At 73.5% G+C, this 12,384-nt stretch carries 11 protein-coding genes and 1 pseudogene; 4 read left to right on the top strand and 8 right to left on the bottom strand.

Annotation, left to right across the window (positions count from 1 at the left end; translation table 11 throughout):
- Positions 1 to 1,055: efflux RND transporter periplasmic adaptor subunit (locus MKL01_RS12715; protein ID WP_243905583.1), on the top strand; the 1,055-nt coding region annotated here is incomplete at its 5' end.
- Positions 1,056 to 1,125: 70 nt separating this feature from the next.
- Here the strand turns inward: MKL01_RS12715 and MKL01_RS12710 are convergent.
- The 6 genes from MKL01_RS12710 to MKL01_RS12685 all read right to left on the bottom strand — a co-directional run bounded on the left by MKL01_RS12710 (position 1,126) and on the right by MKL01_RS12685 (position 6,824).
- Entirely contained in the window at positions 1,126 to 2,061 is a 936-nt protein-coding gene (locus tag MKL01_RS12710) for a dihydrodipicolinate synthase family protein (RefSeq protein ID WP_243905582.1), read from the bottom strand.
- A 91-nt stretch (positions 2,062 to 2,152) separates the two neighbouring features.
- Entirely contained in the window at positions 2,153 to 4,417 is a 2,265-nt protein-coding gene (locus tag MKL01_RS12705; RefSeq protein ID WP_243905581.1) for a xanthine dehydrogenase family protein molybdopterin-binding subunit, read from the bottom strand.
- A gap of 10 nt (positions 4,418 to 4,427) precedes the next feature.
- Positions 4,428 to 5,471, bottom strand: coding sequence for an FAD binding domain-containing protein (locus MKL01_RS12700; RefSeq protein ID WP_243905580.1), 1,044 nt, complete (start codon positions 5,469 to 5,471; stop codon positions 4,428 to 4,430).
- Complete coding sequence (locus tag MKL01_RS12695) at positions 5,468 to 5,971, bottom strand: (2Fe-2S)-binding protein (protein ID WP_243905579.1); 504 nt, start codon at positions 5,969 to 5,971, stop codon at positions 5,468 to 5,470. Before MKL01_RS12695 ends, MKL01_RS12700 begins: the two co-directional genes overlap by 4 nt.
- A 113-nt stretch (positions 5,972 to 6,084) precedes the next feature.
- On the bottom strand, positions 6,085 to 6,309 hold the full coding sequence (locus MKL01_RS12690) for a DUF2945 domain-containing protein (RefSeq protein WP_243905578.1): 225 nt from the start codon (positions 6,307 to 6,309) through the stop codon (positions 6,085 to 6,087).
- 251 nt (positions 6,310 to 6,560) lie between these two features.
- Positions 6,561 to 6,824 carry a hypothetical protein gene (locus tag MKL01_RS12685; protein WP_243905577.1) on the bottom strand — a complete coding sequence of 88 codons (264 nt, stop codon included), beginning with the start codon at positions 6,822 to 6,824 and terminating at the stop codon, positions 6,561 to 6,563.
- Between the two features lie 208 nt (positions 6,825 to 7,032).
- On the opposite strand from MKL01_RS12685, the gene MKL01_RS12680 reads away from it, so the two are divergent.
- On the top strand, positions 7,033 to 8,265 hold the full coding sequence (locus MKL01_RS12680) for a sensor histidine kinase (protein WP_243905576.1): 1,233 nt from the start codon (positions 7,033 to 7,035) through the stop codon (positions 8,263 to 8,265).
- A 100-nt stretch (positions 8,266 to 8,365) separates the two neighbouring features.
- Positions 8,366 to 9,499: a hypothetical protein gene (locus tag MKL01_RS12675; protein WP_243905575.1), complete on the top strand. Its 1,134-nt coding sequence runs from the start codon at positions 8,366 to 8,368 to the stop codon at positions 9,497 to 9,499.
- 7 nt (positions 9,500 to 9,506) lie between these two features.
- On the opposite strand, the gene MKL01_RS12670 is transcribed toward MKL01_RS12675, so the two are convergent.
- On the bottom strand, positions 9,507 to 10,052 hold the full coding sequence (locus MKL01_RS12670; RefSeq protein WP_243905574.1) for a cupin domain-containing protein: 546 nt from the start codon (positions 10,050 to 10,052) through the stop codon (positions 9,507 to 9,509).
- Between the two features lie 188 nt (positions 10,053 to 10,240).
- Between MKL01_RS12670 and MKL01_RS12665 the strand changes: the two genes are divergently transcribed.
- Positions 10,241 to 11,173 carry an alpha/beta hydrolase gene (locus MKL01_RS12665; RefSeq protein ID WP_243905573.1) on the top strand — a complete coding sequence of 311 codons (933 nt, stop codon included), beginning with the start codon at positions 10,241 to 10,243 and terminating at the stop codon, positions 11,171 to 11,173.
- A 922-nt stretch (positions 11,174 to 12,095) separates the two neighbouring features.
- Here MKL01_RS12665 and MKL01_RS36200 read toward each other — a convergent pair.
- A pseudogene (locus MKL01_RS36200) lies at positions 12,096 to 12,327 on the bottom strand (AAA family ATPase); the annotation flags it as partial.
- Positions 12,328 to 12,384 lie beyond the last annotated feature (57 nt).

Here is a 12,384-nt window from a genome sequence, read left to right as displayed (position 1 = left end):
TCACCCAGACCGGCACCACCCAGGCCTTCGACACGGCGAGCCTCTACCCAAGGGCGACCGGCTACATCGTCGAGCGCAGGGTCGATATCGGCACGCATGTGCGGAAGGGCGACCTGCTGTTCCGGATCAGCGCCCCCGACCTCGACCAGCAGCTCGTCCAGGCGCAGGCGCAGGTGCTGCAGCTGCAGGCGGCGCTGATCCAGGCGCACGCGATGGTCGACCAGGCGGAGGCCAACCGCCACCTCGCGGACGTGACCAACCGGCGGACCTCGACGCTGGCCGGCAGCGGGGCCGAGACCCGCCAGAACGCCGACACGTCGCAGGCCGGCGTGCTCGCGCAGACCGCCAACCTCGACGCCGTGAAGGCCGCCGTGAAGGTCGCGCAGGCCAACATTGCCGCCCAGGAGGCCCAGGTCGCGCGGCTCAAGGTCCTGACCGGCTTCGAGGAGATCCGCGCGCCCTTCGACGGGGTGGTGACGACCCGCAACAACGATGTCGGGGACGCGGTCACCGCCGACACCAACACGGGGATGCCGCTCCTGACCCTGGCGCGGGACGACGTGCTGCGCATGGCGGTGAACGTGCCGCTCTACGCCGCCGAGGGCGTCCGCGACGGGCTCGACGCCCGGATCGAGGTGGCGCAGATCCCGGGAAAGGTCTTCCCCGGAAAGGTCGCGCGCTCGTCGACGACGCTGCTCTCGGCCGCGCGCACGCTGGTGACGCAGGTCGACATCCCCAACCCGGACGGCGTCCTGCGGGCCGGGCTGTACATCACCATCACCCTGGAGATCCCGCGGGCCTCGCCCGCCGTGACGGTGCCGAGCGACGCCCTGATCTTCGACCAGCACGGCACCCGCGTGGCGGTGGTCGAGGCGGACGCGGACGGGCGCACCGTCGCGCGGATGCGCCCGGTCACGATCTTCCGCCAGACCGCGACGGCGCTGGAGCTGCGCGCCGGCCTGACCGGCGACGAGCGCGTCGTCGTGGGACCGCCGGCCTCCCTGCGCGACGGGGACAGGGTCACGCCGCAGCCGGAGGGCAAGGCGGGGGCTTGAGGGTCCGCCCGACCGGGCAAGCGGAGCGGGCGGACCCGTGGACGGGAGACGGGCGGCGTCGCGCCCGGCCTCAGGGCGCCAGCCGTGCCCGCGGATCGGTGCGGGCGAGGCGGGCCAGCAGGTACTCGACCTCGGCCTTGGCCTGCGCGGTCAGCGCCTGCGAGGGCTTGCGCTGCGCGTCGGAGGCGAAGATCCCCCGGCGCTGGAACACGTATTTGCGCACCGCCAGTCCCAGCGGGCCCTGCTGCTGCTCGTAGCGCAGATAGGGCAGGTGGGCGTCGAACAGGTCGTGGGCGGCCTCGCGCGCGCCGGCCCGGCCGAGGCGGACCACGTCGACCAGCATCTCCGGGAAGGCGTAGCCGGTATTGGCCCCGTCGGCGCCGCGCTCGGTCTCGAAGTCCAGGAACAGGCCGCCGTTGCCGACCAGGATGCTGATGTGGCGCATCGTGCCGTCGGCCTCGAAGCCGCGCAGGGTCGAGATCTTCTCCAGCCCCGGCCAGTCCTCGTGCTTGAGCATCACGCAGGAGGGGTTCTCGGACACGATCCGGCGGATCACCGCCGGGGTCATCTGCACCGAGAAGGTGAGGGGGTAATCCTGCAGGACGAAGGGCACGTCCGGCCCGATCGCCTCGACGGCGTTGCGGTAGTAGCCGACCACCTGGTCGTCGGTGCGCAGGGTGTTGGGCGGCGCGATCATCACGCCGGCAGCGCCCAGCTCCATCACCTCCCGGGCGAGCGCCCGCATGGCCGCGAAGCCCGGCGCCGTGACGCCGACGATCACCGGGAGCCGGGTCCGCCCGAGGACCTGCTTGGCCACCGCGAGGCCCTCCGCCTGGTCGAGCTTGCCGGCCTCGCCGAGCTGGCCGAGGATCGTCAGGCCGTCGACCCCGGCGGAGCCGAAGAAGTCGGTCATCCGGTCGAGGGACACGGTGTCGATCCGGCCGTCCGGGTGGAACGGCGTCGGGGCGATCGGCACGACGCCGCCGATGTCGCTGGTGAGGGGCATGCCGGTCTCCGCGCTCCGCGGCGGTCACGGGCCGCCGGTGGCATGCCCCATACTGGAAAATCCCGGGCGCCGCGATACGCCCGGGCTGCGATCAGCCCAGCAGCTTGTCCAGGGTGATCGGCATCTCGCGCACCCGCACGCCGGTGGCGTGCCAGATCGCGTTGGCGATGGCGCCGACCGTGCCGGTGATGCCGATCTCGCCGACGCCCTTGACGCCGAGGGCGTTCACCACCGCGTCGTCCTCGTGGACCAGGATCGCCTCCATCGCGGGCACGTCGGCGTTCACCGGCACGTGGTACTCGGCGAGGTTGTCGTTGAGGAAGCGGCCGGTGCGCGGGTCCATCTCGGCCCGCTCGTGCAGGGCGAAGGACAGGCCCCAGATCATCCCGCCGTAATACTGGCTCTGGACGAGGCGCGGGTTGATCACCCGTCCCGCCGCGAAGGCGCCGGTGAGGCGGCTGACCCGGATCTGGCCGAGATCGGGATCGACCTTCACCTCGGCGAAGACCGCCCCGTGGGCATGCATGGCGTAGGTCGCCTGCGCGGCCGGATCCGCCCCGGCCTTGCCCTGACCCTCGATGCTCGACCGGCCGGCCCGCTTGAGGATCTCGGTGAAGGCTTCGCTCCGGCCCGGGTCGTCGCGCCGGGTCAGCCGCCCCTCCGCCGCGGTCACGCCGGCATTGCCCGCCCCGTAGAGCGGGGAGGCGGGATCGTTGGTGGCGAGGTCCGCCAGTTGCCGGATCACGTCGCCGGCCGCCGCGTGGATCGCGCCGCCCGCCGTGGCGGTGTGGCCCGAGCCGCCCGCGATGCCGGCATTCGGCAGGTCGGAGGACCCCATCCGGAAGGTGAGGGCGTCCATCCCGATCCCGAGCCCGTCGGCGGCGATCTGGGCGAGCGCCGTCCACGAGCCCTGGCCCATGTCGATCGCCCCGAGTTCCACCGTGCCGGACCCGTCGGCGCGGATCTCGGCCCGGGCTAGCCCCTCGAAGATCAGCGCCGGGAAGGTGGCGGTGCCCATGCCGGTGCCGACCAGGAACCCGTCGCTGTCCCGGGTCTGCCGCGGCTGGAGCGGGCGCCCGGCCCAGCCGAACGCCTCGGCGCCGCGCCGGTAGCACTCGCGCAGGGCCTTCGACGAGAACGGCTTGCCGGTGAGCGGCTCGACCTCGGCGTAGTTGGCCAGCCGGAACTCCAGCGGGTCCATGCCGAGTTCGTGGGCCATCTCGTCGAGCGCGCTCTCCAGGGCGACGCTGCCGGTGGCCTCGCCGGGGGCGCGCATGAACAGCGGGGTGCCGGTGTCGAGGCGCACCGCCTCGTGCCGTATGGCGATGGCGGGGCTGGCGTAGAGGGTGCTGGTCGCCCGGCCCGCGGGCTCGAAGAAGTCGTCGAAGCTCGACGAGGCGGTGAGGATGTGGTGGTCGAGGGCCGTGAGCTTGCCGGCCGCGTCGGCGCCGAGGCGCAGCGTCTGACGGGTCGGGCCGCGATGACCCATCGGGCCGTACATCTGGGTCCGGGTCGGCACCAGCTTGACGGGCCGGCCCACGAGCCTGGCCGCCATGCAGGCGAGCACCTGCGGCCCCGCGGGCACGCCCTTCGAGCCGAAGCCGCCGCCGAGATAGGGGCTCTCGATGTGGATGTCGTCGGGGTTGATGCCGAACAGCCCGGCGAGCCGGCCCTGCGACATGGCGAGCGCCTGGGTCGGCATGTGCAGCGTCAGCCGGTCGCCGTCCCACTGGGCCAGGGCCGCGTGCGGCTCCATGGCGTTGTGGTACTGGGCCGGCGTCTCGTAGGTGGCGGCGATCGTCCTGGACGCCGCCGCCAGCCCGGCCTCGATATCACCCTCGCTCTCGGCCGGGGGCGCGCCGACGCCGACCGAATCCGGCGTGAAGGCCTCGCCCGCGTCGAGGCCGATCCGCGGCGTCTCGGCCGCGTAGGTCGGGGCGAGCAGCCGTGCGCCCTCGGTGGCGGCTTCCAGGGTCTCGGCGATCACCACGGCGATCGGCTGGTTGGCGTAGCGGACGCGGTCGTTCTGCAGGAGGTCGAGACGGAACGTGAACGGCCCGTCCTTGGCATCCGGGTCCTTGGCGAGCGTCGGGGCGTTGCCCGGCCGCATCACCGCGACCACGCCGGGATGGGCCTCGGCGGCGGCCACGTCGAGGCCGGTGACGCGACCCTTCGCGATCCGGGCGACGCAGAGCGCCGCGTGGAGCGTGCCGGGGGGCAGGTTGTCGGCGGAGAAGCGCGCCTGCCCGGTCACCTTGAGGGGGCCGTCGCGGCGGGTGAGCGGCTGGCCGATGCTGGAGCCGTGGCGGATCGCGCCGGCGGGCAGGTTCGAGGCGGGGGTGGAGGTCGCGGTCATGCGGGTCTCCTCAGACGATGCCGAACGGGGAGGCGGGGAGCGCCGGGATCCGGGCGGGCGTGCCGGCGGCCGCCAGGGTCAGGGCGCGGACCGCGACCCGGCGGGCGAGTTCGATCTTGAAGGCGTTGGCCTCGCCGCTGGGCTTGGCGCCGGCGAGGGCCGCCGCGGCGGCTTTCGCGTAGGCCTCGGGGGAGGGCGCCTGTCCGGCGAGGGCCGCCTCGGCCTCCGCCACCCGCCAGGGCTTGAGCGCCAGCCCGCCGAGGGCGAGCCGGGCCCGGCCGATCGTGCCGTCGGCCTCCAGGGTGAGGGCGGCGGCGGCCGAGACCACCGCGAAGGCGTAGGAGGTGCGGTCGCGGACCTTGAGGTAGCGGGCCCGCCCCTGGAACGCGGCCGCCTCGGGGGGCAGGCGCAGGGCGGTGATCAGCTCCCCCGGCCGCAGGTCCGTCTCCCGCTCCGGGTGGTCGCCGGGGAGGTGGTGGAACGCCGTCAGGGGAACCTCCCGGGCGCCGTCCGGCCCGGCGATCTCCACCACGGCGTCGAGGGCGGCGAGCGGCACGCAGAAATCGGACGGGTGGGTGGCGATGCAGTGCTCGCTCCAGCCCTCGACCGCGTGGATGCGGGTCGCATGCCCGAGCGCGGCGCAGCCGGAGCCGGGCGCGCGCTTGTTGCAGGGCGAGACCGCGTCGGTGAAGTACGGGCAGCGGGTGCGCTGCATCAGGTTGCCGCCGACGGTGGCGGCGTTGCGCAATTGCGCCGAGGCGCCGGCCAGCAGGGCCTCGGCCACCATCGGGTAGGTCTTTTCGAACGCCGCGTCGTGCGCGAGGTCGCTGTTGCGCACCAGGGCGCCGACCCGGGTGGCGCCGTCCGGCAGCCGCTCGATGCTGGAGAGACCCGGCAGCCGGGTGATGTCGACGATCCGGGCCGGGGCGGTGACGCCGCCCTTCATCAGGTCGACGAGGTTGGTGCCGGCGGCGAGATAGGCGGTGTCGGGCTGCTGCCCGGCCGCGACGGCCTCCGGCACGCTGGCCGGGCGGATGTAGTCGAAGCGCTTCACGCCGCGTCCTCCCGCTGCTCGGTCCGGTCGGCCGCGTCGTGCGACGCCTCCCGGACGGCCTCCAGGATGCCCGCATAGGCGCCGCAGCGGCAGAGGTTGCCGCTCATGCCCTCGCGGATGCGCTCGGGATCGGTGCCGGCCTGGCCCTCGCGGATCAGCCCGACCGCGCTCATGATCTGGCCGGGGGTGCAGAAGCCGCACTGGAAGCCGTCATGGGCGATGAAGGCGGCCTGGACCGGGTGCAGCCGGTCGCCGTCGGCCAGCCCCTCGATCGTCAGGATCTCGGCGCCGTCGAGGCTCGCGGCGAGCGTCAGGCAGCTGTTGATCCGCCGCCCGTCCACCAGCACCGTGCAGGCGCCGCACTGGCCGCGGTCGCAGCCCTTCTTGGCGCCGGTCAGGCCGAGGCGCTCGCGCAGGAGGTCGAGGAGGGTGACGCGGGGATCGTCGAGGACGATCTCGCGCGCCTGCCCGTTCAGGGTGAGCCTGAGAGGAAAGGTCATGGGGGTCCCGGCTTGCAAAGGCTGGAACCGTTTCAGATAGCCGGATGCCCGTCCCCGGCGAGGCCCGCGCCCGGGATGATGTGCGCAACGTCACGTGCGTGCGGCTTGCGCGGTTATGCTGACTTGACGGTGACCTCCGTGGTCGACTTGAGCACGGTCTTGCCCTTGGCGGTCTTGATCTCGACGGCCGGCTCGGCCTTCGAGGCCGCGCGCTTGACCGTATTGCCCTTGATGGTCTTGGCGACGTCCCGGGTGTGGACCTTGGTCACCTCGCCCGAGACGGTGCCCTTGCCCCATCGGTAGGTGACGTCGTCACCCGTCTTCACCTTGGCGGTCATCGCGTTCTCCCTTCCGGTGCGCGGACAAGCGGCCTGGGGCAGGGGCGTTCCCGGCCGTCCACGGCCGGGATGCCGCAGGTCGTGTCGTCCCGCAGGGGCCGCGCGACGAAACCCGGAACCCGAGGGCCGTGATCCGACCGACCCGTGTCCCTGGTTTGCGGCCTCCCGCCCGGGGCGAGCCCCCGGATGACGGCGCGGCCCCCGGTCGAGGCCGTCACGGGCGCTCCGGCCGCCGCGCCGAAGGCCCGCCCTCAGCGGCCGACCTCCCGGCGCAGGGCCGCCACCATCGTCTCGACCGTCTGCTGCGCGGCCTCGCCCAGGTCGATCTCGGTCGCGCCGGCGGTGACGAGGCCGCGCGATTCCAGCTCCGTCACGCCCTCCGGGTCGGCCTCGTGGCCGGCACCGTCCCGGCGGATCACCGCGGTGACCCGCTCGCCGCTGACGAGTCGGTGATAGGCCGCGAAGGCGAGGATCGAGAGCGCCTTGTCGGAGAGTCCGGTCACGTCGTCGGCCATGATGTGTCCTCGCGTCGGGTTAGTCCGACGAACGCCGCAGGGGGCCGGGGGCTCCGGAAGCCCCGCGGGGGTGCGACGCCAGGTGCCGCCCTCCCGCCGGTCCTGCGGCATGCCGGGCCCGGGCGGCTCTAAGCTGTTGTTCCGACGCGCGCTCCTTCGCCGAACCGGTTGCCACTCGCGCGGCGCGCGCTCTAGTCTGGCGCCATCCATGACCGTGCGCACCGACCAGACCGACGCGGAACCCGGCCCAGAGGCGGCCGGCGTGTCCACGCCCCCCGATCTCGCCTGTCGCCTGCGCCAGCAGGCGATCCTGTCGGAATTCGGCCTCGAGGCCCTGCGCGGCACCGATGTCGACCACCTCCTGCAGCGGGCCTCGGAGCTGTGCGCGGAGGGCATGGGCGCCGAGTATTGCAAGGCCCTGGAGTATCGGCCCGGCGCCGACACGCTGCTGGTGCGGGCGGGCGTCGGCTGGGGACCCGACGTGATCGGGAAGGCCCGGATCGGGGCCGACCTCGCCTCCCCGGCGGGCTTCGCCCTCAAGACCGGCCGGCCGGTGATCTCGAACCACCTCGCCGGGGAGACCCGGTTCCGGACGCCGCAGCTCATGGTCGACCACGGCATCCGCCGGGCGATCAACGTGCTGATCGAGAACCGGAACGGCGCCTTCGGCGTGCTGGAGGTGGACGACACCCGGGCGGGCATGTTCGCCGAGACCGACATCGCCCTCATGCAGGTCTTCGCCAACCTGCTCGGCGGCGCCATCGAGCGCCAGCACACCGAGAGCCTGCTGCGGACCGCGCTGGCCCGCCAGGACCTGCTCGCCCGCGAGATGAGCCACCGGGTCAAGAACAGCCTCGCCATCGTGGCGAGCCTGCTCGCCCTCCAGGCCCGCGCCGCCGAGGACCCGGCCGTGCAGACCGCCCTGGCGGATGCCCGCAGCCGCGTCGAGGCGATCGCCGGCGTCCACGACCAGCTCTGGCGGCAGGGTGACAAGGCGGCCGAGGACGGGGAGGGGGTGCCGGGCGAATTGGACCTCGCGCCCTTCCTGGAGAAGCTGGTGGCCAACCTCGCGGGCGGCGCGCCGGACCGCCGGCTGTCCTGCACGGCCCGCCCGCAGCGGATCTCGGCCGACCGGGCGATCCCGATCGGGCTCCTGGTCAACGAACTCGTCACCAACGCGCTCAAATACGCCTACCCGCCCGACAGCCACCCGGCGGGCGGGACGATCCGCGTCCGGGCCGAGCCCAGCGGCGAGACCCTCGTGGTCGAGGTGTCCGACGACGGGATCGGGCTGCCGCCGGGGTTCGAGATCGGGCGCACTTCGAAGAGCCTGGGCATGCGCGTCGTCGGCAGCCTCACGCGCCAGCTCGGCGGCAGCCTGACGCTTCCCGCCCGGGAGCGGGGCGCCTGCTTCCGGCTGGAGGTGCCGCTGACCGGTTGAGCGCCCGCGCGGCGCAGGGCTCGGCCGAGACCGGGACTGGACAAATCCCCGCGCCGTCGCGATCTGGCGCGTCCGGGGGCGACGAGACAGAGCGGATGCGGTGACCGGGATCAGGCATACGGCGGCGGTCCTCGCCGAGCGGCTCCACGCCTTCCGGAGCCTGGGCGACAATTGCGAGTTCGGGTTCGTTCAGCGCTACGGCGGCGTCGAGCCCTCCGGCCTGCTGCGGTTCTCCTACACGCCGATGGAGGACCTGATCCGCGGCCTGCGCTGCGGGTTCTCGGACTTCGGCGTGCCGGGCGACCTGCGGCTCTCCGTGAGCACGGGCGGCACCTATTACTGCCACAGCGTCGCCTACAACATCTGGGCGAATACCGGCCACGCCGCCGGCTCGATCGAGCCGGACCTGCTGCTGGAGCGGGAATACGGCCGGCTGGCCCATCTCAAGCGCAAGATGCTGGACGAGCTCGCCGACGGCTCGAAGATCCTGGTGCGCAAGGTCGGCCGCGGCGCACCCGAATCCGAGTTCGCACGCCTGGCCGAGGCGGTCTGGGCGCACGGCCCCTCGACGCTGCTGCGCGTGACCGAGGCCGGGCCCGACCGGGTCCCGGACCCGCCCCGGCGCGTCGCCGACCGCCTGATCGCGGGTCAGGTGCGCCGGTTCGCCCCGGCGGAGCAGGCCTGGGAGGTCGATCTGGAGGCCTGGATGCACCTCGTGGACGGCGTCTACGCGCTGGAGCGGGGCGCGATGCCGAGCCGCCTCGACGCCGGAGCCTTCCCCGAGGCGCTGCCCATGTCGGGTCGCCTGCGCCGGCATGTCGGCCGGCACCGGGAGACGGCGCTCAGCGCCTTCACGCGGGCGGTCGACCCGGCGAGCGTCCGGGGCGACGCGGTCCACGTGTTCTCGAGCTGGGTGTGGATCCCGGAGGACTTCGCCGGAGACCGCGTCTTCGCGGCGGCCGGCTACGCGCGGCTGGGCTGGCGCGACGCCGACCTGTCGCGGCGCGGCTGCTGGCAGCGCGTCTGGGCCGCGGGGCGGCTGCGGCCCGAAGCGGCGCGCGAGCCCGTCGGGCTCGGCATGATCGGCACGCGCCGGGACGGCTTCTGGTCGGCCGGGGCGCGCTTCGCGGAGGGACAGATCCCCGGGGAGGCGCCGGAGCCGGCGCTGCGGATGCCGCCCGCCCGGTTCCCGGGCCGGGATCTCCTCGGCCGGCTGAGGCCGCGGTTCCTGTAGGGCGCCGTCACGGGTGCTTGTGGATCGGGTCGACCCAGTAGACCGTCTCGGGCGCCTCGGCGGCCGCGACGTCGGGCAGGTTGACCACCACCGCCTCGTTGTCCGAGCGGACCAGCACGCAGTGCAGGGGCTCGTCCGTCGAGGCGTTGATCTCCTGGTGGGGCACGTAGGGCGGCACGAAGATGAAGTCGCCGGGGCCGGCCTCCGCGACGTATTCGAGCCGCTCACCCCAGCGCATCCGGGCCCGGCCCGAGACCACGTAGATCACGCTCTCCAGGTCGCCGTGGTGGTGGACGCCGGTCTTGGCGTCGGGCTGGATCGCCACCGTGCCGGCCCAGATCTTCTGGGCGCCGACCCGGGCGGCGTTGATCGCCGCCTGCCGGAACATGCCGGGCGTCTGGGCGGTGTTGGCGTCGAGCCGGTCGCCCGGGATCACCCGGACGCCGTCGTGCTTCCAGCGCTCGGACGGTCCGTGCGCGCGCTCGTCATGGTGATCGTGCGCCGGATCTTGCGCCGGATCTTGCGCCGGATCTTGGGTGTGGTCGTCGTGCATGTCGGATCCTCCGGCGCCATCATGGCACGGCGGCGCCGGTTTGCGAGCGGCCCGGGCCTTCGGGCGCGCCGGGAACGCTCCCCGGGGGCGCAAAGGGGGGTGCGACCGGCCGCCGGGACCGGGAACCGATCCCATGCCCCGGTCTTGCCTACCGGGCTGCACGGGATGGCGCCCTTCGTGGGGGTTCCTTGCCCGACCGCCGGTCCATTCTCCTCACCCTGGCCACGACCTCGGCGCTCCTGTCGGCGCGGGGCGCGGCCGCCATCGGGGCGCCGGAGCGGATCGCGCTCTGGCCGGGGGAGCCGCCGGGGGGCGGCGGTCCGCTGGGGCCGCCGGCCCGCGACGCGAGCGGCGCGGTGCGCAACGTCGCCGCGCCGGTCCTGGAGGTGTACCTCCCGGAGACGCCGACCGGCGTGGCGGTCCTGGTGGCCGGCGGCGGCGGCTACACCCGCATCGGCATCGTCAAGGAGGCGCTCCCCGCCGCGCTCTGGCTCGCCGCGCAGGGCATCACCGCCTTCGTGCTCACCTACCGCCTGCCGCAGGAGGGCTGGCGTGCGGGTCCCCTCGCGCCGCTCCAGGATGGGCAGCGGGCCCTGCGCCTGATCCGCGCCAACGCAGCGCGTCTCCGGATCGACCCGGACCGCGTCGGCGTGCTCGGCTTCTCGGCGGGCGGTCACCTCTGCGGCCTGGTCGCGGCGCGCTCCGGGTTCCAGGCGTACGATCCGGTCGACGCCGCCGACGGCCTGTCGGCGCGGCCCGATTTCGCCACGCTGATCTACCCGGTGGTGAGCCTGGAGCCGCCCTACGACCGCACAACCACCCGGCGCTCCCTCGTCGGCGAGGCCCCGAGCCCGGAGGCGAGCCGGGCCTGGTCGCTGCAGACCCACATCCGGCCCGGCTGCCCCACGCTGTTCCTGGTCCAGGCCGACGACGACGCCGTCATCAGCCCGGAGCACAGCCGCGTCCTGGACGAGGCCTGCCGCGCCGCGGGCGTGCCGGTCGAGTACCACCGCTTCGCCGTCGGCGGCCACGGTTTCGGGATCGGCCGGTCCGAGGCGCCGGTCGCCCTCTGGCCCAGGCTCTGCCGGCTCTGGCTGGCGAGCGTCGGTGTGATGCGCTGAGCGGCGGGTCCGCGCCGCCCGACGGGAGGGCAGGGGACCTGTCGCATCCAAGGGGCGCGGACGGGCGGCCTCGCCCGCGCCCTCGCCCGTCCGCGCCGTCCTGGCGGAGCGCCGCGGGCGAGCCCGGAATCCAGAACCGCCGCCGGTGTACGATCGCGGCACGGCGGCGTGCCTGGATCGCCGGGCTCCGCTGCGCGGGCCCGGGACGACGGCGCCGGGCGGCTTAAGGCAGATCGCGTTCTGGCGGGCGGAATGCGCATCCCGCGCCCGGCGCGGCCCGCGGGGAGGGGGCTCCGACCGCCCTCACCCCACCGCGCCGCGCGGCCCCGACAGAACGCCGCCTCCCGCTCAAGACGTCGGCCCGCGTCGCCCGGCCTTTGTCTCGCGTGCGGCGCCGTGACCCGGTCGGCAGGAGGCCAACCGGGTCTGCGATACCCGGGCGGTGAAGGCGTTCCGCAAAGGCCGTCGCACGAGCCCGGCGACCCGACGGGATGTCCGGAGCCCGACCGATCCCATACCCGGCCCGCCTGTAGCGCCCAGGCTTTTTCGGCACTGCGCTGATCGCATCCTCTGTGTGTGAGTGAAAACCTGGACCTTTAAATTTTGTCACTGGTGCGGGCTAGATTGGTACGAGAAGGACCAGGCCGCTCCATAATTCGGCACTGGGTGATTAGAGCTCCCAGGTCACCGCGCATGCTAGGCAAGGAGGCATGTCGTGTCGCTCCGGATCGTCCGCCTCCTCAACGACCGACCCCCTCGAAACCATATTTTCTAGCTCTCAGGTCGAAGGCTGCCTGGCCGCCCTCCATGATGTCGGTCACGGCGTCCCGCACCGCCGGAGTATCGATGGCCCCGTCGACGAGCACCTTGATCCTACCGGTTCCCGCCGGCGCACGGTCTTCGGGAACGGTGGCAACCATGGTCACCACCTTATCGGCGTCGCCGTTTACGACGAGATTGGCGTTGTGGGTCGCGAAGATGATCTGCCGCGAACCCTTCGAGGTTTTGATGCGGTTCACGATGTGCATGATCACCCGGTTGTCGAGGTCGTCCTCGGGCTGGTCAACGATGAGGGTGCCCGCCGCCTGCCGGAGCAACAGTTCGAGGAGTGCGGATGCCTGCTGCCCGGGGGACGCCCGCTCGAACGGTATGCGCTGGCCCTGGCTGACGTAAGTGAGTTGGATCGAATCCTTCGGCACCGCGGAGATGAC

This window comes from Methylobacterium sp. J-070 (genome assembly GCF_022829385.1).
Taxonomy (GTDB): Bacteria; Pseudomonadota; Alphaproteobacteria; order Rhizobiales; family Beijerinckiaceae; genus Methylobacterium.
Note: the sequence above shows the minus strand (reverse complement) of the source record. Positions and strands in the feature narration are given on the sequence as shown.

Bases quoted from the DNA above. Each gene is read 5' to 3' on its own strand.
- MKL01_RS12710 (WP_243905582.1), bottom strand. From the start codon at position 2,061: ATGCCCCTCACCAGCGACATCGGCGGCGTCGTGCCGATCGCCCCGACG.
- MKL01_RS12705 (WP_243905581.1), bottom strand. From the start codon at position 4,417: ATGACCGCGACCTCCACCCCCGCCTCGAACCTGCCCGCCGGCGCGATC.
- MKL01_RS12695 (WP_243905579.1), bottom strand. From the start codon at position 5,971: ATGACCTTTCCTCTCAGGCTCACCCTGAACGGGCAGGCGCGCGAGATC.
- MKL01_RS12690 (WP_243905578.1), bottom strand. From the start codon at position 6,309: ATGACCGCCAAGGTGAAGACGGGTGACGACGTCACCTACCGATGGGGC.
- MKL01_RS12685 (WP_243905577.1), bottom strand. From the start codon at position 6,824: ATGGCCGACGACGTGACCGGACTCTCCGACAAGGCGCTCTCGATCCTC.
- MKL01_RS12680 (WP_243905576.1), top strand. From the start codon at position 7,033: ATGACCGTGCGCACCGACCAGACCGACGCGGAACCCGGCCCAGAGGCG.
- MKL01_RS12670 (WP_243905574.1), bottom strand. From the start codon at position 10,052: ATGCACGACGACCACACCCAAGATCCGGCGCAAGATCCGGCGCAAGAT.